This is a genomic window from Glaciecola sp. XM2 (assembly GCF_018595715.1).
In the GTDB taxonomy this organism is placed as follows: domain Bacteria; phylum Pseudomonadota; class Gammaproteobacteria; order Enterobacterales; family Alteromonadaceae; genus Glaciecola.
This window is the reverse complement of sequence record NZ_JAHEOJ010000014.1, coordinates 468,290-494,000: the sequence shown is the minus strand read 5'-3', so window position 1 is coordinate 494,000 and position 25,711 is coordinate 468,290. Positions and strand designations below refer to the sequence as shown.

Sequence of the window (25,711 nt, the reverse complement as noted above, 5' to 3'; positions counted from 1 at the left end):
TTTGAAATACTTCAATAAAATGCCAGCTTTATCGCTGGCATTTTTATTTTATAAAGGTCTGAGAATCCGTTCAAAATAATTTTTGCATTTACCCCAAAAAATAACTTGCACAAAGTGTAAAAGTGATTATATTTCGCTCACTTACAACACTATTTTTACCTAAGGTAAAAGCTCATGATCCACACGCTCGTTGTGGTTGATACACCAGACATCATTACCGATGCGCTGCCCAATATTAGCATTCCCATTATTCACTTTAACCAGTATTTATCAGACTATCCGAAAAAGGGTGAGCCGAAGACGCGTGTGATTAATTTGTGCGCCACCGACCTCTACCTAAGTAAGGGGTATTATTGCTCTTTGTTAGCAGAGGCTCGACAGCATAAAGTACTGCCCAGTGTTAATGCCATTAATGATTTAATTATTAAAAGTGATGGTCAAGGCGCAGATGGGTATCAGTTGACCCTTCCACAACATTTAAGCGGTAGTGCGTCGGCATGGCTACAAAAAACTGGGGGTGACCCCGTCTTAGCATTTTTTGGGCAAACGCAAAGTAATGAGTTTAGTCGTATTGCTCGATATGTATTTGAGCGCTATCCGGTGCCGATTTTGGCGCTTAAGGTGCGAGTGCAAAAAAACGTGACTTCGGTAGACGTGCAACTGCAGGGCCTTGCATCGTTGCAAGATGAACAGCGCACCGTTTTGTTTGAAAAGTTAGAACAGTTTTTAAGCAGTACATGGCGTAAGTCTTCACCTAAAAAGCGTGCGCGTTGGGACATGGCGATTTTACATAACCCCGATGAAAAAACGCCTCCAAGTGATAGCAAAGCCCTAAAACACTTTGTTAAGGCTGCCAAACAAGTGGGGATTCACGCTGATTTGATTACACCCAATCAAATAGGCTTAATCTCGCAATATGACGCTTTGTTCATTCGCGAGACCACAGCAATTGATCACCACACCTACCATGCTTCACGAAAAGCCGAGCAGGAAGGTTTGATTGTAATTGATGATGCAACATCGATACTGCGCTGTTGTAACAAGGTCTTTTTGCAAGATGCATTTACCTATCATAAAGTGCCAGCCCCTAAAAGTGCGTTTGTTTCGATTAACGATGCGGCCTCAAGAGAAAGACTCATAGAGCAGTTTGGTTTTCCTATGGTGTTAAAATTGCCAGAAAGCTCCTTCTCAATTGGTGTCTATAAAGTTGATGACGAGCAGCAGTTGTCTGAAAAGCTCACCGAGATGTTGTCGCAATCAGCATTGGTATTAATTCAGGAATTTGTTGCGACTGAGTTTGACTGGCGCATTGGCGTGTTAAACGGCAGGGCTATTTATGCGTGTCGTTATTTCATGGCGCGCAATCATTGGCAAATTTATAACCATAGTTCAAAAACACATTTCTCGGGTGCGTTTGAAACCCTGCCTACCTTTGAAGTGCCAAAAGCCGTGCTAGATGCAGCGGTGAAAGCCAGCGCGATAGTTGGACGTGGTTTATATGGTGTGGATGTAAAGCAAAGCAACAATCAGGTATACGTGATTGAGGTGAATGACAATCCTAGTTTGGAGTCTAAAGTTGAAGACTTATATTTAGGCAAAGAGCTATATATGATCATCATGCAAGAGTTTGCTAATCGCCTAGAAGCGAGAGGAAGATAATGGTATGAGAGGCTTTGTTTGCGCGGTTTTTATCGAGACTTTAAATTAATATGACGCAACCGTTTATTGTTCGAAGTGCACAAGCGTCAGACGTGGCTCAGTTGTTTTCCCTCGAATGCGCCTGCTTTGAATATGACAGATTAAGCAAAAGGCGTTTTGCACACTGGGTAAGTGCCACAAATGCGATATTTTTGGTGGCACAAGACTCCGATACATTATTAGGATATGCCTTAGTCATTCTGCGAAAAGGGTCACGTAGCGCGCGCTTATATTCTATCGCCATTGCTCAGGCTGCAAGAGGGAAGGGAGTGGGACAGCAATTGTTGCTTACTTGTGAGGCACAGGCAGTTGCAATGGGCTCATTGTTTATGCGCCTTGAAGTTGCGGTGGATAACGAGCATGCCATCGCCCTTTATAACCGTATTGGTTATCGTCAATTTGGTTTATACAAAGCCTATTACGAAAACAAAACGGATGCGTTGCGCATGCAAAAAGCGATTAAGCAGCGTCAGAGTCAGGCAGGACTGTCATATTATCCTTGGTATCAACAAACAACCGAGTTCACCTGTGGCTGCGCTTCCCTCATGATGGCGGGTGCTTCACTCGATGCGGCCATTACACTTAATCAACAAACCGAGCTCGACATTTGGAGAGTCGCTACCAGTATATATATGACGTCTGGGCATGGAGGAAGTCATCCAATTGGTTTGGCCTTGGCGGCAAAACGTTACGGGATGACTGCTAAGGTCTATCTCAATACTAAGCAAACGCCGTTTATAGATGGCGTGCGCAGTCAACACAAAAAGGCGTTGTTGGAAGTTGTGCACAAGCAGTTTTGCGCTAAGGCTAAGAGTGAAGGCATCAATATTCGATATCAAGAACTGGATATTAACGCATTAAAATCGGCACTTAATGATGGATGGGCTATAATTTGTTTGATATCAACCTATCAGTTTGATGATAAAAAGATTCCACATTGGGTCGCGATTACGCATATCGATGATCAGTGCCTGTATATTCACGATCCAGACATTGAACACGCCGATAACCCGATTGATTTTCAGCATATACCCATCGCTATTGATGATTTTGCAACGATGGCAACGTATGGCAAACAAAAATTGCAAACGTGCGTAATGCTGCATTTGGAGCAATTAAAATAGTTTGCTTACGTATTTTGCAAACATAAATAGTTGCGTATCACCAAGGTGCTAGATGCTGATAAACACGCAATTTATGTAACAAGATGTAACAACGATTTGGCAATACACGCATAGCAGCAGTACAGCGTGGTAACGTAGATAAACGACTCAGCCTTCATTAACAAGATTTCATGAAAGGCGGGTGTTTTTTCGCTGTATGATGCGCCCTAAATTATTTTGACTCTCTTTCGCCTTGTGTTCGTATAGATGGTTGAATCAAATACTTTTGTGATGTGTGGCCAAGGTTTACTTACCTTAAGTAAGGTAAGGTAAATCAGCGACGTGTTCGCCGTTGTCGAGTTAATTATTGATAACGCTTGCCACACCACAAAATAGCAAGCAAAAATTGGAGAAACCAATGAGCGATGCAGTGCAACCTTCTGCTAAATATAATAAAAAAGTCAATTGGATAGCCCACACTATCGTTACTCTCTTAATCTTAGTGCTGATGGTGGGTCTGTTAATGGCTATGTTTGGCAGTAAGCCTGAAGCGCAGCGTTGGGGCGGTAGCAGAGAAGCGCCGTCTGTTGCTGTTGATATTGCCGATTTGCAAGTGACTGACTTTCCCGTGTGGATTGATTCATATGGTACGGCCCAGCCTCTTACGCAAACAGCGCTGGTGTCTGATGTAAATGGACGCGTATTGCGAGTTTCTGACAACATTCGCGCAGGTAAGTCGTTCAAAGCTAACGAAGTGTTAGTTCAACTGGACGATAGAGATCTCAAGGTTGAGGTGGAAATTGCTGCCGCTGCCGCCGCCGATGCTGAATTTAGATATCTACAAGAAGTCGCCGAAGCTGAGATTGCTGAGCAACAATGGAATAAACGACCAGCGAGTGATGCCGCACGGTTGTTAGCATTAAGAAAACCACAGGTTGCCGCTGCGCTGGCAGAGTTAAAAGCTGCTGAAGCAAGATTAGCAAGAGCACAGCTCAATCTTGAACGTACACAAATACGCGCGCCTTTTGACGGCAGAGTGCTCACGCAAATGGTCGATGTAGGGCAGGTAGTATCGCCATCCCAAAGCATTGCTGAAATTTACAGCACCGAAGCGGTAGAAGTGCGTTTGCCTGTAAAAATCGGTGATCTCGCCCATTTAAACATCGACGAAGAACAATTGAATATAGACGCACTGCCACGCGTGAGTTTAATAGGTGAACTTGGCAGTACGACCTATGAGTGGACGGGTAAAATTGTACGCAGCGAAGGTGCCTTTGACCCCGCAACCCGCATGCTCTATTTGGTCGCGCAACTTGATGACCCATTTATGAATACTTCTGAGCGTCCAGCAATACGAGTTGGACAATTTCTTCGGGCAAAGGTAGAAGGCAATACACTGAGCGATGTGTTTGTCATTCCACGTCGCGCAGTATCGCAAGACAACAAAGTCAGCGTTGCAGATGAAGGGTTTTTGAAAAAACGCCAAATAACACCTCTTTGGACCGACGCAAACTCAGTCGTGGTAAGTGCGACTGAGCAACCTTCAGGTCAGTTCTACACCCAAAACAATAGCCCTATCGATGGCGCAAGAGTGAGTCTAAAACCAACCGATAAGCTTATTTTAACGCCAACAGCCAACCTGCCAGACGGTACGCGTGTAAAACCGCTAATTTCTGAAGAGGAAGATAATACCGAATCGCAGCGTTTAATCAGCAACACTGAAGGCGGCAGTGCAGCAGCGGCGAGCGTTTCGAGTGACGCTAGCGGCTCGGCACAATAAGGAGATTTGCCATGATTGCTTGGTTTGCTAAAAACGATGTAGCCGCAAATATCTTATTATTTGTGATCATGATATCTGGGATTTATGTCGCACTGACAAAAATCCCTATTGATTTATTTCCTGAATTTGAACAACGCAATGTTCAGGTTTCGATGGTACTGCCTGGCGCGTCTCCACAAGAGACCGAAGAGGGTATAACCATCAAGATTGAAGAGGCCATTCAAGACCTTGAAGGGATTCGTCAAATCACTTCTCGCAGTCAAGAAGGCAGTGCGTCAGTTACCGTTGAAGTGGCTGAAGGTTATGATGTACGCAACATGCTCGATGAAATCAAAATTCGAGTGGACGGCGTTAACAACTTCCCAGTAGATGCTGAAAACTTATTAATACAAGTGCCACAATGGCGTCGCGATGCCATTGGGATCATGATTTATGGTAACTACGACAGTATTACGCTTCGCCGCTTTGCAGATGACGTGCGTGATGAGGTTGCCGCACTACCTGAAATCTCACAAGTCGAAGTCAATAACGTACTACCGTTTGAGATATCGATTGAAATTCCTGAGTGGGCATTGAGAAAGTATGACCTCACTTTACAAGATGTCGCTACCGTTCTTCGTCAAAACTCAACCGATGTTTCCGCCGGTAACTTAAAAACCGAAGGCGGTGATATTTTTATTCGTAGTCGTGGTCAGGCCTATCGGGCAAATGAATTTGGTGAAATACCGATTATCACCACCCAAGACGGCACGATGATCACGCTTGCTGATATCGCTAGCATTAAAGATGAGTTTGAAGAAACGCCGTTGCGTACTCGGTTTAATGGTGTGCCTGCTATCGAAGTTGAAGTATTCCGCAGTGGTGATGAAAGCATAATCGATGTGACCACCGCTGTGCGAGACTATATTGCGTTTAAGAGCACGCAAATGCCTCAAGGGCTGAGCATTGACTTTTGGCGTGATAACAGTGAATCCATTAAAGCCCGCTTAGATACCTTGTCTAAAAGTGCTTGGCAGGGGCTTTTACTCGTGATGATCTTGCTGGCCCTGTTTTTAAGACCATCTGTTGCATTTTGGGTATGTTTGGGTATTCCAATGAGCTTCATGGGGGCATTTTTGTTCATGCCGCTGTTTGATGTAAGCTTGAACTTGATGAGTCTATTTGCGTTTATTCTAGTGCTAGGGATAGTGGTGGACGACGCCATTGTGACCGGCGAAAACGTGTACTCGCATTTGCAGCGGGGCGAAAACTCCTTAGACGCCGCTATAAAAGGTACGCAAGAGGTCGCGGTTCCAGTTACCTTTGGTATCTTAACAACCGCCGCTGCGTTTTTACCTCTTGCGTTTCAGACGGGGCGCGGTAGTTGGTATGCCGCGATACCCTACGTTATTATTCCGGTGCTGTTGTTCTCGCTAATCGAGTCTAAATTTATTTTGCCTGCTCACTTAAAGCATGTAAAAGCGCGCACCGATAAAAAGCCTAATGTATTGTCTAGAGTGCAGCAAAAAATCGCCAACTCTCTTGAAGTGATGATAGAGAAAGTCTATCAACCAATGCTTGCTCAAGCGATGCGCTGGCGTTACGCAACCTGGACACTCATGTTTGTTGCCTTTGTGCTTGTCATCGGTACGATTGCAGCGGGTCATACTAAGTTTGTATTTTTTCCACGTGTTCAAAGTGAAGTAGCAACGGCTACTTTGGTGATGCCAGCTGGAACGGCATTTGAAAGCACCGATAGAATTGTGCAGGCCATGACAAAGCATGCCAAAGATTTGCAAGAAGAATATCGCGATGCAGATACCGGTGAGTCGGTCATTAGAAACATCTATTCTATTAGTGGCGGTAGAAACTCCACCACCGGTCGCGTACAAATCGACATGATCCCCCCCGAGATTCGTACCGTCGATGTGTCGACTCGTGAGGTTGTAAATGAGTGGCGTGAGCGTGTTGGTCAAGTGGCGGGCGCAGAACAGCTAAATTATCGTGCTGAAATAGGCGGTTGGGGTGGTTCACCCATTAGTATTGAATTGAAGGGCCGTGATACCAACTCACTCAACGAGCTTGGTGAAAAACTTAAATCACAGTTAGCCCAATATGCTGCCGTGTCTGATATTGAAGACTCACTGTCTGACGGTAAAGAAGAGCTGCAACTTGAACTTAAACCAGAAGCCAGATTGCTTGGCTTAAGTTTGAATCAAGTGGCAAGTCAAGTCCGTCAATCTGTGTTTGGCTTTGAAGTGCAGCGAGTTCAGCGCGGGCGCGAAGAGGTTAGGGTAATGGTGCGCTATCCACTAGAGGCGCGTCAATCGATTGAGACCCTCGAACAGATGATGATCAGGGTTGGGCCTAATCAAGAAGTGCCCCTATGGCAGGTTGCAAATGTCTTCCCTGGACTCAGTCCAGATAGTATCTTACGTGTAGACCGTCAGCGCACGCTGTCGGTGAATGCGGACTTTGATAAACAAGCGGGTGATCTTACACTGGTGCTTGAAGAAGTCGGTGAATGGCTCAGTCAAGAAGTGAGTGCATATCCAGGTACTAATTTTGAAATGGCAGGTGAAGCCAGAGACCAAGCTGAGTCGTCGCAAGGCTTAATCGTAGGTGCTGGGGCGCTTGCGATATTGATTTATATCCTATTGGCAATCCCATTTAAATCCTATTCACAACCGATTATCGTGATGTCGGTTATTCCATTTGGTTTGGTAGGCGCGGTAATCGGGCACTGGATCATGGGAATGGATTTAACCCTTCTCAGCTTTATGGGTATGCTCGCACTATCGGGTGTTGTGGTGAATGACTCACTGGTGCTGGTAGATTATACGAATCAACAGCGTAAGCTTGGCGTGAGTTTAAAAGAGGCGGTTTACAATACAGGTGGACGCCGGTTTAGGCCTGTCTTATTAACATCATTAACCACGTTTGCGGGTCTTATTCCGCTGTTGTTTGAAAAGTCTACGCAAGCGCAGTTCTTAATCCCTATGGCGATTAGCCTAGGCTTTGGGATCTTGTTTGCAACATTGATCACCTTGTTTATCGTGCCGGTGAACTACTTGATTCTTGAAGACATGAAGGCCTATTTTAGACGCTACAAAGCGGATATGGGTGGGTTATTCGGTCGCCGTGGTAACAAGGTTGAAGCGACCGATAGCTAGTATCTAGTATTGGCATAGCAAAAAGCCCGTTCGAACAATTGTTTGAACGGGCTTTTTATTGTTTGGCTGAAGGGTGACTGTTCAGCTTGAGTGCTGCGCTAATTAGCTTATCGTACCGTCACATTCGGTGAGCGCTTCACAATTTCGTCGTTTAGTTCAATGCCAATACCGGGTAAGTCAGGCACTTTAAATATGCCATTTTCCGGTTGATAATCCTGAACGCAGAGCTCCCGGTTCCAGTGCTTGATGGCATAGGTATGATGCTCATGTATTAAAAAGTTAGGAATAGCCGCTTCTAGTTGAAGTGCTGCCGCTGTGGCAACGGGGCCACCGCAAACGTGGGCCTGTATTCTTATATCGTATACATCAGCGTAGTCACATACTTTTTTTGCTTCTGTAAACCCGCCACATAAGCCCACGTCAGGCTGTAAGATGTCGATACTTTGGTCTTCAAAATAAGGGCGCACGTCCCATCGATGATATAAGCGCTCGCCGCCTGCAATGGGCACGTTAACGCGGTCAGATACTTTTTTGTGTACCGCTGAGTTCAAGTAATTGACAGGCTCTTCAAACATCATGCAACCCACCTCTTCAATCACCTTACCCATTTGAATGGCCGACGCGCAGCCCATTAATGAATGCGCTTCAAAAATAATATCAACCTCGTCGCCAACTTCTTTTCGAATAGCGCGCAGTCTATCTCCAAAGAGCTTCATCTGCTTAGGGGTAAACAGCTTGGTCCGGTCAAAGCTAGAATCACCATTTTCGTCATATACGATAGGGTCAACTTTTACTGCGTCATAACCTTCGGCCATGGCTTTAGCAGCAGAGCGCGCATAGTCGTCGGGGGTGAGCATTTTTACGCAATCTTGACTCCAGTCAAACTGCAGTTGACTGGCGTAAGTGCGCAGGTTGTCGTTAGTTTTACCGCCGAGTAATTGATAAACAGGCACATTGAGCGCTTTACCTTTGATGTCCCAAAGCGCGGTATCAATGGCACTCATCGCCGAATACAAAACTGGCCCACCGCCGAGTCCCCAAAAGCTTTCCCGTAACATGCGAGACCACAGCAATTCTGTTTTGAATGGATCAAAGCCAATTAAAACTGCTTCTGCAATCTCTTTTATCATTGCCGCAGCGGCGCTGTGGCCCCAATCGTAAGCAAGACCCGCTTCGCCTACGCCATGAATTCCCTCATCCGTGTGGATGCGTACGAAAATAGGATTCCAAGGGGGTCTTTCAGGGCAATGTATATCGAATATTTCAACGTGAGTAATTTTCATTTATCTTCTTTTGTTATGTATTGGGAAATTAATTATCAAAGTCTGGATATATGCGCTTAACGCGACGCATCATGGCGGGCCAAGCTTTTTGCCCCCCAGTTAGCCCGGTGTGCACAACATTTGCTTGCGCTTTTATGCCATCCACCACGCTTTGATTGACTAAGATTAGCTCATCATGAGATTGTTGCATCTTGACTTGGATTTCACATGCCCGCAGTAAGTCATACATGTGCATGAAAGCATCACCGATGGTGTCACCCATGGTCAATGCGCCGTGGTTGCGCAGTAACATGAAATTGGCCTTGCCAAGGTCGTCTTGAAGACGCTTTATTTCATCATGGTCGACTGCAAGCCCTTCATACTCGTGATAGCTCATACTTGCCAGTGCAAACGCGGCATATTGACTATACGGGCGCAGGCCTTGTTCGGTGCTAGCAACGGCAATAGCATCGGGGTGATGCAGATGAATGGCACATTGAGCTTCAGGGCGTGCGATATGCACTGCGCTATGAATAGTAAAACCGGCAGGGTTGATATCAAAAGGGCAGTCCGATTGGATAATGTTGCCCTTAACATCAATTTTCACTAGGTTAGACGCAGTTACCTCTTCAAAGGCTAAGCCAAACGCGTTGATGAGTAAATCTTCGGTGCCAGGAATGCGCGCAGAAATATGCGTATAAATCAGGTCGTCCCAATTATGCATAACCATAAGTCTATAGGCTGCGGCAAGTTCGACGCGCGTTTGCCACTCGGCTTCACTGACTTGATGCTGTAAATTTAAAATCGGTATTTGATACATAGTTGCTTTTTCAATTTGCGGTTGTCATCAAGAATACAACAAATTCTCGCCATCGTGTATGCGTTTATGGGCTTATTCGCAAAGCTTAAATACCTGCTGCCATAACTGAATATGTTCTTGCATCGTGGCTTTATAACGTGCCGCAGAGTCGAGGTATTGGCTGCTAATATATGCTTTTAATGTATCAGGCAATTCGGGATGATTGGCAAGCTGTTCAAAGCTTGGGTTTAGCTGATATTGATAATGATTAAGTTGGCTAGCTAATGGTTGAAGCTTGTCTGCAAACATCAGCGTAAAAATATTCCGCATGATTTTGATATCATCTTTTTGCTGGCGCGAGCTGCAATCGGCTTGTTCGATATAGGTTCTTAGCAAAGCCGACATCGGGATAAGTTCGTAATGTATTAACTGCTGAGTACGCCACATCCTTGCTGGCAATCGGCTATCTAGTAGGGCTTTTAAGTGCAGCTCTAGAGTCGCCGGGTCAATGGTCTCGATTTGTAAAACATCTATTAAGTACATAAGCGCAAACTTAGTGCTTTGTAGCGAATCAGAGCTTTCACCCGAGATATAATCGCTCGCGGTAGAAAGCGCTAAATAGGTCTCTTGCGACTGGGTGATCATATTGGCCCACACTAAAGGCAGGTTAGTACGCTTTTGTGTAAGCCACTGCTGCATTTGCGCATACATTGGGTGCTCATTTTGCAATTGCATCATGCAGTCCTCGAGCACACTTAATAATCGGTGCTCGTATATAAAACGCGTTGATGGCAGCTGGGTTTTGCCTAACGCGGTGTTTCGCTCGGCAATAAATTGACTTAAAGGGCAGTCATCGATTGCGTAAAAATCGCGCAGTTTTATTTGCACTCCCTGTACGTCAAACGCGAGCGTGGTTTTCTCTGGCGGGTTCAATACCACGCTTACCTCGTTGCGTTGCACAGGCAATTGAGTAAAGCTTTCGAGTCGGTCACTTAATGCTTGTAGGTCGCTTTTTACTTGGTGATGTTTGCTGCATCCACTGATCAGTAGCAGTGCAGCAATGAAAATTAAATACTTGCTCATAGGGGATTAGCCCGCGCCTTGAAATGATTTTTAAGGTTCTTAAACGTTTGTAGGGTGGATGATTGTAGGTAACTACGTGCTAGCCATTTTGGGATGTTGCCATTGGCACAGCCGCGCCCGACATAGCTTAGGGTATACTCAGCAGGTTCATCCTTATTGCTTTGTTGCAATGTCCACTTGCCATGCACATCCGACATTCTCACGAAGCGCTCGCTGATGGGATAGTTCTGTGTTGGTGCATCGTTAAGGGTGATGGTCAAGGTGTTATGAGCTTCATCATAGTGTAATTGAGAGTAAACTAGCATCACTCGGTCTTTAAACGGCCAAGGCGCGTCTATCACCGTTTCTACAAGTTGATTATGACTGCCCAGTCCTTCATACACTTTAACCGACTCACAGTGTTCAATCCAGCTGCAGTCTGCTGGAGCGCCGGTCACTAATGCAAGAAAATCGAGAGGCGTAAAACTCACTTTAGTACTGGCAGTAACCTCTTGTCCGTTTTGAGTATCGGTTACATTCACCCAGATTTCGTCACTTTGATCCGCAAAACTACAGAAAGAAACGAAAATACCCAACAAAAAAGCACAAACATGACGCTTATGGTTTGCATGAAGTCGTAGCATATCGGTATACTTTGCGCCTAAATTAAAGCTATGTGTCTTTTCATACGCAATTTATCCAAAAAAATATCAAGTGGCGCTTGGTTTGTGTCACCACTGAATAAAGGAACAACATGCCTGTAATTACTCTCCCTGACGGAAGTCAACGCTCATTCGATAAGCCTGTTAGCATTTTAGATGTTGCCAACGACATTGGCCCTGGTTTAGCTAAAGCCACCATCGCTGGAAAAATCAACGGCGAACTTAGCGATGCGGTAGATATGATCACCGACGACGCTAGTTTACAAATTATCACGGTGAGAGACGAAGAGGGATTAGAAATCATTCGTCATAGTTGTGCCCATTTGATTGGGCACGCGATTAAACAGCTCTATCCAGATGTGAAAATGGCCATTGGCCCGACTATCGACAACGGCTTTTATTACGATGTAGATCTCGATCAGCCAATCAACCAAGAAGAACTTGATAAGATAGAAAAGCGCATGCTTGAGTTGGCGAAGACCAACTATGACGTTGTTAAAAAGACTGTTAGCTGGCAGGAGGCCAGAGATACGTTTGAAGCGCGCGATGAAGCCTACAAAATGCAAATTCTCGATGAGAATATTGCCAAAGACGATAAACCTGGCTTATATCATCATGAAGAATATATCGATATGTGCCGCGGGCCGCACGTACCCAACATGCGTTTTTGTCATCACTTTAAATTGATGAAGGTCGCTGGCGCATACTGGCGTGGTGATTCAGACAATAAAATGTTGCAACGTATTTATGGCACCGCATGGGGCGATAAAAAGCAGTTAAAAGCCTATCTTAATCGCCTAGAAGAAGCCGAAAAGCGCGATCACCGTAAAATTGGCAAAACCTTAGACCTATTCCATTGGCAAGAAGAAGCGCCAGGCATGGTGTTTTGGCATAACGATGGCTGGACTATCTACACCGAGCTAGAGCAATTTATTCGCGGCAAACTACACGAATATGATTACGATGAAGTGAAAGGCCCGTTAATGATGGACCGCACACTTTGGGAAAAATCGGGCCACTGGGATAAGTATGGCCAAAACATGTTCACCACAGAGTCTGAAAAACGTGAATATGCAATTAAACCCATGAACTGTCCTGGGCACGTGCAGATATTTAATCAGGGGCTTAAGTCTTATCGTGATTTACCGTTAAAGATGGCGGAGTTTGGTTGCTGTCACCGAAACGAGCCTTCCGGTGCTTTGCACGGTTTGATGCGTGTGCGCGGGTTTACGCAAGATGATGCGCATATATTTTGTACGGAAGCGCAAATTTTGGATGAAGTCAGCGATTGTATCAAAATGGTATATGACACTTATGCGACCTTTGGCTTTGAAAAAATTGCTGTGAAACTGTCTACGCGTCCAGAAAAACGAGTAGGCTCAGATGAAATTTGGGACAAGTCAGAAAAAGCCTTGGCTGATGCGTTAACCGCGAGCGATATTGAATTTGACTATTTGCCAGGTGAAGGCGCGTTTTATGGACCAAAAATTGAATTTACGCTACACGATTGCTTAGACCGAGCATGGCAGTGCGGTACTGTTCAACTAGACTTTTCTATGCCAGGGCGCTTAGGCTCTACCTATGTAGATGAAGACGGTGAGCGTCAGGTGCCAGTGATGATTCACCGTGCGATTTTAGGTTCACTCGAGCGTTTCATTGGTATTTTAACCGAAGAATACGCAGGTGCCTTCCCAACATGGCTTGCACCTATGCAGGTAGTCGTAGCGAATATCACAGACAGCCAAGCGCCCTATGTAGCGGAGGTTGTTAAGCATCTAAAAGCCGCAGGCGTGCGAGTTAAGCAAGATGTGAGAAACGAAAAAATTGGCTTTAAAATTCGCGAACACACCCTAAGAAAAGTACCTTATTTACTGGTAGTGGGCGATAAAGAAAAAGAGTCAGGTCAGGTGGCCGTTCGTACCCGAAAAGGGGTCGATTTAGGCGTGATGAGTATTGAAGATTTTACACAGCATGTATTGGAAGATATTAAATCTAAAAAAATTCAATAGCACTGTGTTGCAGAATAGGTATAATACCGCGATTCGTGTTGCTCTTTAGTATTATTTAAGAGTGAGCACGACATATTTTAATGTTCTTGGAGGAATACCAAATTAAAGGCGCTGCTAACAAATCTCAGGGCGACAAAGCCCGGATTAACGAAGAAATTACGGTTAACGAAGTACGATTAGTTGCTGCAGATGGCTCTCAAGCCGGTGTAGTATCTATAGCTGAAGCATTGCAACAAGCGGAAGCTGCTGGAGTAGATTTAGTTGAAGTAAGCCCTAACGCGGCTCCTCCTGTCTGTAAAATTATGGACTATGGTAAGTTCATATTTGAGAAGAGCAAAGCTCAGAAAGAACAGAAGAAGAAACAAAAGCAAATTCAGGTCAAGGAGATTAAATTTCGCCCTGGCACTGATGAAGGCGATTACCAGGTAAAACTGCGCAACCTGCGTCGCTTTCTAGAAGGTGGTGATAAAGCCAAAGTCACAATCCGTTTCCGCGGACGTGAAATGGCGCACCAAGAGATCGGCATTGAATTGCTAAAACGTGTTAAAGCGGATTTAGAAGATATTGCCAACTGCGAGTCTTTCCCTCATAGAGTGGAAGGCAGACAGATGATCATGGTGCTCGCCCCAATTAAGAAGTAGTAATGGTCTAAAGTTTTTAAGTCTGCACAACTTAAAACACCTTGCTGCATATTTTAACGCCTTGCCTATATTAATGTGGCACTGGCAAACAACAATGCGGAGTTTTAGCAATGCCTAAAATGAAATCCAATAGCGGAGCAGCGAAGCGTTTTCGTAAAACAGCTTCAGGCCGCTTTAAAAGCAAACAGTCTCACTTGCGTCATATTTTGACCAAGAAAAGCACTAAACGTAAACGCCATCTACGTGGTAAGAAATTGGTTCACGATAGTGATACCGCGCTTATCCAACGTATGTTGCCATACGTATAACTTTTAGGAGACTGAACAATGGCTAGAGTAAAACGCGGCGTCGTAGCACGCGCACGTCATAAAAAAGTATTAAAACAAGCTAAAGGTTACTACGGTGCTCGTAGCCGTGTGTATCGCGTAGCGGTACAAGCGGTAACGAAAGCAGGTCAATATGCCTATCGCGACCGTCGTCAGCGTAAGCGTCAATTCCGTCAGTTATGGATTGCACGTATTAACGCTGCTGCACGTCAAAATGGAATGAGCTATTCACGTTTCATCAACGGTTTGAAAAAAGCGTCTGTTGAAATCGATCGCAAAATCCTTGCAGACATTGCAGTACACGACAAAGCAGCTTTCACTGCATTAGTGGACGCAGCAAAAGGCGCATTAGCGTAAATTATTAACCATAGCTTAAGTTCTTTTTGAAAAAGCGAGCAGGATGCTCGCTTTTTTGATCCCGCTGATAAAACCTACCCTTAAGTCGCGTCCTGTGCAGGAAGTATGCGCGTATTAGCATGCCCTCGCTAAGCCCTTAAATTTCATTCATTTGAGGCTGTTAAAACGTCTGTGAAAAGCATATGATGATATGATTAAAAGGTGCCTAAAACATATTAAAACGTAGCATCAATCAATAGGTAACCTCATCACCAAGTCGCCGTAATAAGAGCTTTGATACATGATGTCGTCTGCGCCACCAAAGTCTGGATTTTATTCTTACCACGCCAATCGCCTCGAAGATTTGCGGGCGATTGTGGTGACGATCTGCAAAACCGATCCCCTTGCTCCGTTGCAAAACGATATGTGTTTAGTGCAGAGCAATGGTATTGCTCAATGGTTAAAACTAGGTTTAGCACAAAGTATTGATGAAGGCGGTCTTGGCATTGCTGCGGGCATGGATTTTTCGTTGCCCTCTACCTTTATATGGCGTGTCTATCGGGCCTTTTTACCTACCGACGAAGTGCCAGATCAATCCCCACTCGATAAAGACCCTTTGCTTTGGCGAATCTACCGACTCTTAGAAACGCTTCCAAAGCAATCTGAGTTTAAGGTATTAAAGACGTTTCTTGATGGCAGTAACCCTGAAATCAGGCGCTTTCAGCTTGCTGAACGCTTGGCATTGCTGTTTGACCAATATCAGGTGTATAGAGCGGACTGGCTGGCCAATTGGCAGCAACAAATCGACAGTATTAATATCAATGGTGTGTCTAAGTCGCTTGATGCTGAGAACGTTTGGCAGGCGCAGTTTTGGAGGGCCATACTAGATGACGTAGGCCACGACCTAGCGAGCACCAGCAGGTCGAGCGTTCACAGTCTATTTATGCAGGCGGCGAAGGTGGCAAGCGAACCTATGCATGCAGAGCTTCTTCCCAAGCGTATTTTTGTATTTGGCGTAAGCGCAATGCCAAAACAAATTCTTGAGGCCTTGCAATTGGTCAGTAAGTTCACGCAGGTGGTATTTTGTGTGGCAAACCCGTGTCAGTATTATTGGGGTGATATTGTCAGCCACCGTGATCTGATTGCGATAAATGCGCACAAGCAACGCGCTAATCAGCATGAATACTTTGCTAATATCCCTCTGGATGAAATGCACAATCATGCCAACCCTATATTGGCAACCTTAGGCAAGCAGGGGCGTGATTATATTCGCCTTTTAGAGCAGTTTGACGGCACGCAGGGCAATACAAACGCTCATATACCTATTCAGCGCCAAGATGTGTTTTATCCATACGGGGATGAAGACAGCCCTTATGGCGCAACATTATTGCATCAACTTCAAAACGATATCTTCCACTTAACACCTATTGCTGAGCTAATTGCAAAGCAGCGCACCGTGAACATCGATGACGATACATCTATTGTGTTTCATGAGGTGCACAGCGAGCAACGAGAACTCGAAGTGTTGCACGACCAACTGCTCGATGCATTTAATCAAGACCCCTCATTACTACCGAGTGATATCTTGGTGATGACGCCGGATATCAATAAGTATGCGCCGCATATTAATGCCGTATTTGGCTTATTTGATGCGACCGATAAGCGTGCGATCCCCTTTACTATTTCAGACCAAGGCTTGCGACATGTAGACCCTAACGTGATTGCCTTTGAGGCACTGCTATCGTTAACGGACAGTCGTTTTACTTATAGCGAATTAATGTCTTTGTTAGAGCTTCCTGCGATTGGCGAAACGTTTGGTTTTAGCTTGCAAGACTTAGATGTCATCAAGCATTGGGTACAAGGCGCAAACATACGTTGGGGATTGGATGCAAACCAGCGCACTGAATTTGTGCCCATGCAGGCAAGCAGCGTGAATACTTGGCAGGCAGGCTTGCGAGCGATGTTACTCGGCTACAGCATGGGCGATAGCGGTAGTTGGCAAGGACACCTTCCTTATGCAGAAGTAGGGGGGCTGGAGGCCAGTTTAATTGGCAATTTAGCAGAGTTTTTAGATGCGTTGGCAGATTTAAAATCAAGCCTTGATCACGCGCATACGGCAGTACAATGGCAAACCCTGGTAAGAGACTTGATTGATACCTTCTTTGCAAGCGACGACATTACAACCGTGGCGGTAATGGCGCAAATCAACCGTCAATTGGATAAATTAGTCAGTAACATCAACTTAGCACATGCTACCGATGTTTTATTGCCCGTTAACACTGTAAAAGAGTGGGTGTTGGCAGGCTTAGATGCAGGCACCCTAAATCACCGCTTTTTAATGGGGAAGGTGAACTTTGCGACGCTTATGCCAATGCGCGCAATACCCTTTAAGCGAGTATACCTGCTGGGCATGAACGATGGTGCGTTTCCAAGAAGCAATAAGCCCGTCGATTTTGATTTAATGGCTAATGACTATCGCCCAGGAGACCGCTCTATTCGCGAAGATGACCGTTACTTGTTTTTGGAAGCCTTGTTGGCTGCCAGAGAGGCGCTTTACGTGAGTTGGGTAGGTCGAAGTATTAAAGATGACTCCGTGCGCCCTCCATCAACATTGGTTTCGCAGTTGCTCACTTATATCGATAAGTTTTGGACGCCTTGCCCTAACGACTCTCAAGATAGGATACGGAGCGCCTCACTGAGCGATATGCTGCGCTCGGTTCATCCTTTACAAGCTTTTAGCGAGCGATACTTTCCGCAAGTTCGAGATAAGTGGTTTACATTTGCTCATGAATGGCGCGACACGAGTGTGAAAGTACACCAAAATGCACCTGAGCTCTGCCCGCAGCGTCTAGAGTCGGTCATGTTTGTGCCGCCAGAAGGGGCGCTGACCATTCAAAATATTACAAGCTTTATGAAAAAGCCAGTAGAAGCATTTTTTCACTGGGCTTTACAAATTCGGTTTGATGACGATGATCGCCCGGCTGGCGATGATGAAACCTTTGAGCTAGATAATTTACATCGGTATGCTGTTGATAGTCGATTAATCGAGCAGGCGATATTAAACAGCCAGACACAAACCCAGTTAATCGAGCACGTTAATCATACCTTGCATACCCTTGCGCAGTCAGGGGAGTTGGGCTTAGCCTCAACTACCGAAGTACTCAGCCAAACTCTTAAACACGATATGTTTGCTCTTGGTCAGCGATACCTTAACCGCATTCAGCTGCTTAACGCGCTTGACGATTGGCGAATAGATATCAATGAAACCTTCGACCTTGAAGGTGGCAATCAGATTGTTATAGAAGATAGTTTAGGCGGTTTTTGGCAAGATGGTGAGGATGTTCGGCGTGTTGTCGTGGCGTATTCTAAAACCAGTAAAAAGCGACATAAAAACCTTGTTACACGCTTTGACGCATTGTTGCAGCATTGGTTAGAGCACGTTATCGGTCATTTAAGCGCTCAGCCATTTACGACTGAGATCTTGGCCAAAGAACGAGATTTTGGATATGAGTTTAGCCCGCTATCAGCCATTGATGCCAAGGCGTTGCTGACAGATATTCTAAAGTACTGGCAATTAGGTATGACCGAGCCTCTAAAGCTTGAAAGTGCCGCTGGGTGTGAACTTGCCTCGGCGATTCGAGCAAAGCCAGAGGCTGTAAATATTACTCATGCGGTGGATGCGTTTGAACGCTCACTGGAGTTTGATAACGGTTATTACACGCGCGCATTTGGTCAAGATATCGATATAGTAAGCTTTGTAGAGGATGAAGCGTTTTCTTGTGCTGCTCGTGCGTTGTATTTGCCTATGGTGGAAGCCTGTAAGGAGCTATCGATAGGACAATGAACAACATATCTCCCAACGCCCTTAATCCTTTAACCTTTGCGCTTTCGCAAAATGCGTTGATTGAAGCGAGTGCTGGAACCGGTAAAACCTACACCATTGCATTTTTGTATGTACGGTTAGTGCTTGGTCACGGCACAAAGTCCGACAGCGTATTGTCTCAAGGGCTGCTGCCCAAGCAAATTTTGGTGGTGACCTTTACCGACGCTGCTACCAAAGAGCTTGTTGATCGCATTCGACTAAATTTAAGCCTGGCCGCAGAAGTATTCGCACCTGAGCCGCAAATTCCAGCGGGTGAAGATGTTAGCCTCTTAGAAACGCTCAAGCAAAGTTATACAGCACAAGAATACTCAGGTTGCCGCAAGCGTCTTTTAGATGCCCTAGAGTTAATGGATGAAGCTGCTATTTTAACCATTCATGCTTGGTGTAATCGTATGTTATCTGAGCATGCCTTTGATAGCGGGAGCTTGTTCAAGCTTCAACTTGAGACCAATCGACAACCGGTGTTGGAAATGGCCGCAAAAGACTATTGGCGTGAGCATGTTTATCCTCTTAGTGGAGAACGTTTGCGTCAGAGCGTTAATGCGTTTGGTTCGCCTGGGCGCCTAGTCGCAAATATCGCCAATAGTCTAACGCACGTAAAGAATATGCCTCAAAGCGTTAATCGATGGGCGCATATTGACGAGTTTTGTGCGCTCAGAGATGATGTTTTGCAGCAAAACTGGTCAGTATTACTTGATGAACTAGAAGACTTTGTTACGCAGACCGCAGTTACGCTTAAACTCAACAAAACCACCATTGCTAAGCCGTTTGCGCTGGCCCTATCGCTATTGCGACAGTGGGATGTATTTAATGAGGTGTATCCTCCTCGATTTAACGACTCCGACGCGCCTAGTGGTTTAAGAAAGCTACAAACACATCACTTTGCTGCTTTGCTAGACGGCAAGGTAAACGAGTTGGGTATTTGTGCGCAAATGGACAAGCTATTTAAACTGCAAGCACTCGAGAGGCAAACCCCACATGTGCTTTATGAACATGCCGCACAGAGCATCGCTAAGTCGGTGTTGGCGTATGAACAAGGTCGAGGAGAATTGAGTTTTGATGGTTTGCTGTCTTATTTACATGATGCATTATCTAAGGGCGACGGTGAGGGGCAGAGTATAAATCAAACGCTTGCTAATACTATCGCCAGGCAGTTCCCAGTCGCGTTGATTGATGAATTTCAAGATACAGACCAAGTTCAATTTGGTATTTTTGACAAAATTTATCTACGGCAAGACGCTGATTATCAAACAAGTTTGTTGATGATTGGCGATCCCAAACAAGCGATTTACAGCTTTAGAGGCGGAGATATTTATACCTACCTGAAGGCGGCCAACGCAGTAGGTGACGCAAAATACACCCTTGCCACAAATTACCGGTCGACTGCGCAGATGGTCGAGGCGGTAAACTATTTATTTGAATGCGGCGATGCCCTTGAAAAAGGCGCATTTAGGTTCAGCGATGGTCAGAGTAACCCCATTCCTTTTTATCCTGTGAATGCCAATGGCTTGTCGAGTCGTTTTGTTATTGAAGGCAAGCGCGAGACAAGTCTGGTTTTTTGGGAGCATGTCAATTATAAAGATAATGGCAAACTTGCCCCTCATAATGCGCAGCAGTGGCGCAACGATATGGCCAATGCCTGCGCCACTCAAATTGCTGAACTGTTACAAGGTGCTCTCGACGGGCAGACATATTTTTGCGACGCACAAAGGCCAGAGCAGAGGCGCACCGTATCACCGCGAGATATTGCAGTATTGGTAAACAACAAAAATGAAGCCGCTGCGGTTAAGCAAGCTCTGATGGCCAAAAACCTCAACTCAGTATATTTATCGACGCGAGGTAGCGTATTGTCCACGCCAGTGGCTAAGGAAATATTGTATTGGTTAAAAGCCATGGCACAACCCAGTCAGGTGTCGCTTATTCGCAGAGCACTAGGGACGCAGAGCATTAATAGAAGCGTTGTTGAACTGCAGCAGATGCTTAACGACGAAACCCTTATAGATCAAATGGTTCAGCGCTTTTCAGCGTATCGCATAATATGGACATACAACGGCGTGCTGCCGGCGCTGCGCAAACTAATGTTAGATTTCAACGTACACTCGCAGCTATTGTCGCAACGTGATGGTGAGAGAATTATCACTGACCTATTGCATATAGGCGAGGTGCTGCAGCAAGCGAGTATTACCCTTGATGGTATTGAGAGTTTGTTATCGTATTTTGAGCAAGCCTTATATGCGCCAGAACAAGATGAGGTTGACTTTAATAAGCCTCGTTTAGAAAGCGATAACGACTTGATTAAAATCGTCACCGTACACAAATCTAAAGGCTTACAGTATCCCTTAGTATTTTTGCCTTACGCCAGTGCCGCGTCTAACGTGCCAAAACATCAAAATTTCTTTACTTACCATAAAGAGGGTGAGCTTAAGGTATCTTTTGACCCTAGCGAGGCAAAACAAGCCTTGCAAGAAGAGCTCGCGCAAGAAGATATCAGAAAGTTGTATGTTGCATTAACCCGCGCGAAATATATGACGTGGGTAGGGTGCGCGAATAATACTGAATGGCAAAAAAGTGGGTTGGCTTATTTGCTTAATGCCTCAGCACACAGCGATGACCCATCTAAGGCGCTTCAGTCGCTTGTGCAAGGCGCCCCTGCCAGTATTGACGTATGCCCACTACCGCAACCAAGTGATGCCAGCTATCGCGCGCCGACGCGGTCTGAGATAGGGCATGCTCGCACGAGCACCAGAAAAGTAGAGCAAATGTGGAATACCTATAGTTATTCGAGTATTCAATACGATCACGCGACCACACATTTAAGCAATGCATCAGCAAATGAAACGCACAACGAGTCAACCAATATTGACCCACGAGTACAAGAACAACTGCAAGATAATGCTGAACTAACAGATGTAAATGCGCCGCCCACATTAGCACATACGCTAGCGCAAGACGTGCTTAATGTGCATACCTTTCACCGCGGCGCGATGCCGGGCACGTTTTTGCATAATATTCTTGAATGGGCCTGTAAGACGGGCTTTAGCAAGGTGGCAAGTTCGCCACACCTGTTAAAAGACCACGTTTCTGCTCAAATTGAAAGTGCCGGTTGGCAACAATACAACGATATTGTGTTTGAGTGGATGATGGGCGTCATTACCCAGCCCTTTACGCTCGCTACACATGCCGATGAAGCCCCAGCAAAAGGGTGTTTAAGTGAGCTTACTTTGGTGATTGCTGAAATGGAGTTTTGGTTTAGTACCCATAAAGCCGACCTACACAAAATTGACCAAATTGTGCGTAACAAGACCCTTAAAGGTGCGCCGAGAGCTACAGTTGACGGCTTTGGTCGACGCAATGATGCCGCCCAGACAATCATGTCGGGAATTTTTAAAGGCTTTATTGATTTAACCTTTGAAGCAAACGGACAGTATTATGTGCTCGATTATAAGTCTAATCATCTAGGTGATGATGATAGCGCATATACCCTGGAGAACATGGAACTTGCGATACTAGCGCACCGTTACGACCTGCAGTTTGTGATATATCTTGTTGCCTTGCACCGACTATTGAAGCAGCGCTTGCCTGATTATGATTACGAGCAACATGTTGGCGGCTGTGTCTACTATTTCTTGCGCGGGTATGCGAGTGAAACCCAGGGCGTGTTTACTACTAAGCCTTCGTTAGAGGTTATTGAAGCGATTGACGAGATTTTCACAAGTCGCGCTATGTCTTTGACCGCTGAGGATGTGGTATGACACACGCATATTTATCAGACGCACAAAGTACAATTGCGTTACTGAGTGAGTGGCGAAAGGCCGGCGCAATTAGAGCCGTTGACTTCGCATTTGCTAAGGGCCTTTGTGCAATAGGGCAAGAACGCGGCTTTGATGTTGACCCGTTCACGGTGCTCATGGCCGCGGTGTGTTCATTGCATTTAAGTGATGGTCACGTGTGCATTGATTTAGGTAAAGTATTCAGTGCGCCCGATGATTACCTGCCGATTCCAGATAATGCGCCTAAAACACTTGTCAGCCTCGCATCCATTCTCTCGCAGACCCACGTTGAGGCTTGTATTTCAGCGCTTAGTCAATGTAAAACCGTCACCGTTAGTGGTCAGGATACAGCGCCACTTGCATTAAAAGGGCAGCGCCTTTACTTATTGCGATTTTATCAGTACGAGGAGCGAATTGCTCAGGCTGTTACGTTACGCGTAGCCCCGTTAATGGCCTTCACTGATGCAAGTGATAGAGCATCCACCCTTTTAAGGCAAGCCCTTGAAGTGTTGTTTAAAGATGATGATATGTCACTGTCGAGCTCGCAAATGCTCGCCTGTGCAATTGGTGCTCGCAGCCGCTTTGCAATCGTAACGGGTGGCCCAGGTACCGGCAAAACCTCAACCGTACTGCGTTTGCTGGCGGCATTGCAGAGTATCGCGAGCGAAACGAACGGCGAGAAATTGCGTATTGCGCTTGGAGCACCCACCGGTAAAGCCGCTGCGCGTTTAAGTCAGTCAATCAGAGACTCTGTGGCGAAGCTACCGTACAACGAGTTACCCGGTAATGTGACCGAACACGACATTCCTAGTGAGGTTACGACGCTACATCGGCTACTTGGCAGTCGACCTAATACCCGACAATTTGTTCATAACCAACGCAATCCGTTAATCATAGACGTTTTGGTGATTGACGAGGCATCGATGGTCGACGTGAGTTTGATGGCCTCGGTGGTGCAAGCGCTTAAGCATCAAACCCGCTTGATCTTACTAGGGGACAAAGATCAGCTTGCTTCGGTTGACGCCGGTGCGGTACTAGGTCAACTAGCGAAAGATGCGGACGATGCGCAATACAATCAAGCCACCCGCGCATGGTTGCATAGCGTAACGGGCATCGAGCTTGCTGGGGCAAGTGGGCAAGAGGAGGTGCCTGTACTGGCGCAAAATGTTGCGATGCTAACGCATAGCTTTAGGTTTGATGCCAACAGCGGCATTGGGCAATTAGCCCAAATGGTTAATCATGGCAAACCAGATCATGCGCTTTTAAAGCGGTTTAAAGACAATACCTTAGCCGATGCGATATGGTTGATTGATGACATTTCATCACAAGCGATTATCGAGCATGCGAAAAGCGGCACTGTCGAGCGGTTTATCAAAGATGGCTCCATAGACGCCGCTGAGCAACATGGACCGCATCCAAGCCCTGTTGGGTACAGCGCTTACTTGTCGTTACTTAAAAGCGCGCAAGGCCGCTTTGATGAGGATACGCCAGAGCAACAATGGAATGATTTTGCTAAACAAGTGCTCACCTGCTTTGAGCGTTTTCAGGTCCTTTGTGCCATGCGTCAGGGACCATATGGGGTGCAAGCCATCAATCAACTCATTGAAAGTGCGTTGATTGATAAAGACACCCTCAAGCAGGAGGGAAGCTTTTATCAGGGACGCCCCGTTTTAATGACCCGCAACGACTACAATTTGGGCTTAAAAAACGGCGATGTGGGAATAGTAATAAAGCGCTGGGTACAAACTAGCACCGGACCTGCGTTTGTGCCCAGGGTGGCGTTTCCAAGCGACAAAGATGATACAAGTGTGCGTTGGTTCTCTGTGAGCCGCTTGCAGTCGTTAGAAACGGTATTTGCAATGACCGTGCATAAGTCCCAAGGCTCGGAATTTGAGCACGCTTGTTTAATCTTACCCGATAAAGTCAACGCGGTGGTCACCAAAGAGCTTACGTATACGGCAATTACCCGAGCAAAACGTTTTTTAAGCATCGTATCTCCAAACACCAAAGTGCTAACGGATGCGATTGAAAACCCGATTCACCGAGAGTCGGGGTTAATGCTCTAAATACTTCGCTAAATGGGCCAAAAAACAGGTAGATTTAAAAGAAAAAAGCAGAAATTCAAGTACATCGAGAAATTTGTCACCAAAAACCATTTAAAACCATGTAAAATGCGCGCTTTATAAGCATTAACGATGATTAATTGAGCCGTAAACGGGCCAAGAATAAGAGGACAGGATGGACTTAGACGCCATAATAAGCGAAGCGGAAAATGCCGTCGCCGCTGCGAATACTCCAGCAGAACTTGACGCTGTGCGCGTAGAGTTTATGGGAAAAAAGGGTAAAGTAACCGACTTGATGAAGGGCTTAGGGCAGTTATCTGCAGAAGAGCGTCCTGCAGCTGGGCAAAAAATTAACCAGGTGAAACAGCAAATTCAAGGTCTGATCAACGGTAAAATCCAAGGTCTTAAAGAAGCTGAGCTAAACGCTAAATTAGCAGAAGAGTCGGTGGACGTAACCCTACCTGGTCGCCGTTTACCCGCAGGGACTCTGCATCCAGTGAGTCGCACGATTGCGCGCATTGAGCAGTATTTTGCAGATATTGGCTTTTCTGTCAAAACTGGTCCAGAAGTGGAAGATGGTTTTCATAACTTCGATGCGTTAAATATTCCAAAAAACCATCCCGCTCGCGCCGACCACGATACCTTTTATTTTAATCCCGATGTGATGCTTCGTACGCAGACATCAGGCGTGCAAATTCGCACGATGGAAGCTCAAAAGCCGCCCCTTCGTATTATCTCGCCTGGCCGCGTATACCGTAATGACTACGATCAGACCCACACGCCGATGTTCCACCAAGTCGAAGGGTTGATGGTCGATACTGATGTGAGTTTTGCAGAGCTTAAAGGGGTGCTACATGACTTTTTACATCACTTTTTTGAGGAAGATTTAAAAGTCCGTTTCCGTCCTTCTTATTTTCCGTTCACAGAGCCTTCTGCTGAAGTGGATGTGATGGGCAAAAATGGTCAATGGCTTGAGGTGCTTGGCTGTGGCATGGTTCACCCTAATGTGCTGAGGGCCGTAAACATCGACCCAGAAACCTATACTGGCTTTGCCTTTGGTATGGGCGTTGAGCGTCTTACGATGCTCCGCTATGGCGTAAATGACCTACGTGCCTTTTTCGAGAACGATATTCGTTTCCTCAAGCAATTTAATTAATTAGAGTTA

General features: G+C 45.7%; 16 protein-coding genes. 12 read left to right on the top strand and 4 right to left on the bottom strand.

The window, feature by feature from the left end; all coding sequences use genetic code 11:
* Positions 1 to 174: 174 nt before the first annotated feature.
* From KJ365_RS02650 to KJ365_RS02635, 4 genes are all read left to right on the top strand, one after another.
* Complete coding sequence (locus KJ365_RS02650) at positions 175 to 1,659, top strand: RimK family ATP-grasp domain-containing protein (RefSeq protein ID WP_214450054.1); 1,485 nt, start codon at positions 175 to 177, stop codon at positions 1,657 to 1,659.
* Between the two features lie 50 nt (positions 1,660 to 1,709).
* Positions 1,710 to 2,822, top strand: coding sequence for a GNAT family N-acetyltransferase/peptidase C39 family protein (locus KJ365_RS02645; protein ID WP_214450053.1), 1,113 nt, complete (start codon positions 1,710 to 1,712; stop codon positions 2,820 to 2,822).
* 397 nt (positions 2,823 to 3,219) lie between these two features.
* A complete protein-coding gene (locus KJ365_RS02640) occupies positions 3,220 to 4,581 on the top strand; it encodes an efflux RND transporter periplasmic adaptor subunit (protein WP_214450052.1) in 1,362 nt (453 codons plus the stop codon).
* Positions 4,582 to 4,592: 11 nt separating this feature from the next.
* Complete coding sequence (locus KJ365_RS02635) at positions 4,593 to 7,733, top strand: efflux RND transporter permease subunit (protein ID WP_214450051.1); 3,141 nt, start codon at positions 4,593 to 4,595, stop codon at positions 7,731 to 7,733.
* Positions 7,734 to 7,840: 107 nt separating this feature from the next.
* Here KJ365_RS02635 and KJ365_RS02630 read toward each other — a convergent pair whose 3' ends face one another.
* The 4 genes from KJ365_RS02630 to KJ365_RS02615 all read right to left on the bottom strand — a co-directional run bounded on the left by KJ365_RS02630 (position 7,841) and on the right by KJ365_RS02615 (position 11,500).
* The gene (locus tag KJ365_RS02630; RefSeq protein WP_214450050.1) at positions 7,841 to 9,016 is read right to left on the bottom strand and encodes a mandelate racemase/muconate lactonizing enzyme family protein; all 1,176 of its coding nucleotides are present in this window, start codon (positions 9,014 to 9,016) and stop codon (positions 7,841 to 7,843) included.
* A gap of 28 nt (positions 9,017 to 9,044) precedes the next feature.
* A complete protein-coding gene (locus KJ365_RS02625; RefSeq protein ID WP_214450049.1) occupies positions 9,045 to 9,815 on the bottom strand; it encodes a class II aldolase/adducin family protein in 771 nt (256 codons plus the stop codon).
* Positions 9,816 to 9,887: 72 nt separating this feature from the next.
* Positions 9,888 to 10,877: a DUF3080 family protein gene (locus KJ365_RS02620; RefSeq protein WP_214450048.1), complete on the bottom strand. Its 990-nt coding sequence runs from the start codon at positions 10,875 to 10,877 to the stop codon at positions 9,888 to 9,890.
* A complete protein-coding gene (locus KJ365_RS02615) occupies positions 10,874 to 11,500 on the bottom strand; it encodes an SRPBCC family protein (RefSeq protein WP_214450047.1) in 627 nt (208 codons plus the stop codon). The genes KJ365_RS02620 and KJ365_RS02615 overlap by 4 nt, the downstream gene beginning before the upstream one ends.
* Positions 11,501 to 11,610: 110 nt before the next feature.
* Between KJ365_RS02615 and thrS the strand changes: the two genes are divergently transcribed.
* The 8 genes from thrS to pheS all read left to right on the top strand — a co-directional run bounded on the left by thrS (position 11,611) and on the right by pheS (position 25,702).
* Complete coding sequence (gene thrS, locus KJ365_RS02610) at positions 11,611 to 13,527, top strand: threonine--tRNA ligase (protein ID WP_214450046.1); 1,917 nt, start codon at positions 11,611 to 11,613, stop codon at positions 13,525 to 13,527.
* An 80-nt stretch (positions 13,528 to 13,607) separates the two neighbouring features.
* Entirely contained in the window at positions 13,608 to 14,168 is a 561-nt protein-coding gene (gene infC, locus KJ365_RS02605) for a translation initiation factor IF-3 (protein ID WP_214450045.1), read from the top strand.
* 110 nt (positions 14,169 to 14,278) lie between these two features.
* Positions 14,279 to 14,476, top strand: coding sequence for a 50S ribosomal protein L35 (gene rpmI / locus KJ365_RS02600; protein ID WP_214450044.1), 198 nt, complete (start codon positions 14,279 to 14,281; stop codon positions 14,474 to 14,476).
* A gap of 18 nt (positions 14,477 to 14,494) precedes the next feature.
* On the top strand, positions 14,495 to 14,851 hold the full coding sequence (gene rplT / locus KJ365_RS02595) for a 50S ribosomal protein L20 (protein WP_214450043.1): 357 nt from the start codon (positions 14,495 to 14,497) through the stop codon (positions 14,849 to 14,851).
* Positions 14,852 to 15,131: 280 nt separating this feature from the next.
* Entirely contained in the window at positions 15,132 to 18,674 is a 3,543-nt protein-coding gene (recC, locus tag KJ365_RS02590; RefSeq protein ID WP_214450042.1) for an exodeoxyribonuclease V subunit gamma, read from the top strand.
* The gene (gene recB / locus KJ365_RS02585; protein WP_214450041.1) at positions 18,671 to 22,465 is read left to right on the top strand and encodes an exodeoxyribonuclease V subunit beta; all 3,795 of its coding nucleotides are present in this window, start codon (positions 18,671 to 18,673) and stop codon (positions 22,463 to 22,465) included. The genes recC and recB overlap by 4 nt, the downstream gene beginning before the upstream one ends.
* The gene (gene recD, locus KJ365_RS02580; RefSeq protein WP_214450040.1) at positions 22,462 to 24,549 is read left to right on the top strand and encodes an exodeoxyribonuclease V subunit alpha; all 2,088 of its coding nucleotides are present in this window, start codon (positions 22,462 to 22,464) and stop codon (positions 24,547 to 24,549) included. The genes recB and recD overlap by 4 nt, the downstream gene beginning before the upstream one ends.
* A 172-nt stretch (positions 24,550 to 24,721) precedes the next feature.
* Positions 24,722 to 25,702 carry a phenylalanine--tRNA ligase subunit alpha gene (pheS, locus tag KJ365_RS02575; protein ID WP_214450039.1) on the top strand — a complete coding sequence of 327 codons (981 nt, stop codon included), beginning with the start codon at positions 24,722 to 24,724 and terminating at the stop codon, positions 25,700 to 25,702.
* Positions 25,703 to 25,711: the final 9 nt, after the last annotated feature.

Bases quoted from the DNA above. Each gene is read 5' to 3' on its own strand.
- KJ365_RS02650 (WP_214450054.1), top strand. From the start codon at position 175: ATGATCCACACGCTCGTTGTGGTTGATACACCAGACATCATTACCGAT.
- KJ365_RS02645 (WP_214450053.1), top strand. From the start codon at position 1,710: ATGACGCAACCGTTTATTGTTCGAAGTGCACAAGCGTCAGACGTGGCT.
- KJ365_RS02640 (WP_214450052.1), top strand. From the start codon at position 3,220: ATGAGCGATGCAGTGCAACCTTCTGCTAAATATAATAAAAAAGTCAAT.
- KJ365_RS02635 (WP_214450051.1), top strand. From the start codon at position 4,593: ATGATTGCTTGGTTTGCTAAAAACGATGTAGCCGCAAATATCTTATTA.
- KJ365_RS02630 (WP_214450050.1), bottom strand. From the start codon at position 9,016: ATGAAAATTACTCACGTTGAAATATTCGATATACATTGCCCTGAAAGA.
- KJ365_RS02625 (WP_214450049.1), bottom strand. From the start codon at position 9,815: ATGTATCAAATACCGATTTTAAATTTACAGCATCAAGTCAGTGAAGCC.
- KJ365_RS02620 (WP_214450048.1), bottom strand. From the start codon at position 10,877: ATGAGCAAGTATTTAATTTTCATTGCTGCACTGCTACTGATCAGTGGA.
- KJ365_RS02615 (WP_214450047.1), bottom strand. From the start codon at position 11,500: ATGCTACGACTTCATGCAAACCATAAGCGTCATGTTTGTGCTTTTTTG.
- thrS (WP_214450046.1), top strand. From the start codon at position 11,611: ATGCCTGTAATTACTCTCCCTGACGGAAGTCAACGCTCATTCGATAAG.
- infC (WP_214450045.1), top strand. From the start codon at position 13,608: ATGTTCTTGGAGGAATACCAAATTAAAGGCGCTGCTAACAAATCTCAG.
- rpmI (WP_214450044.1), top strand. From the start codon at position 14,279: ATGCCTAAAATGAAATCCAATAGCGGAGCAGCGAAGCGTTTTCGTAAA.
- rplT (WP_214450043.1), top strand. From the start codon at position 14,495: ATGGCTAGAGTAAAACGCGGCGTCGTAGCACGCGCACGTCATAAAAAA.
- recC (WP_214450042.1), top strand. From the start codon at position 15,132: ATGATGTCGTCTGCGCCACCAAAGTCTGGATTTTATTCTTACCACGCC.
- recB (WP_214450041.1), top strand. From the start codon at position 18,671: ATGAACAACATATCTCCCAACGCCCTTAATCCTTTAACCTTTGCGCTT.
- recD (WP_214450040.1), top strand. From the start codon at position 22,462: ATGACACACGCATATTTATCAGACGCACAAAGTACAATTGCGTTACTG.
- pheS (WP_214450039.1), top strand. From the start codon at position 24,722: ATGGACTTAGACGCCATAATAAGCGAAGCGGAAAATGCCGTCGCCGCT.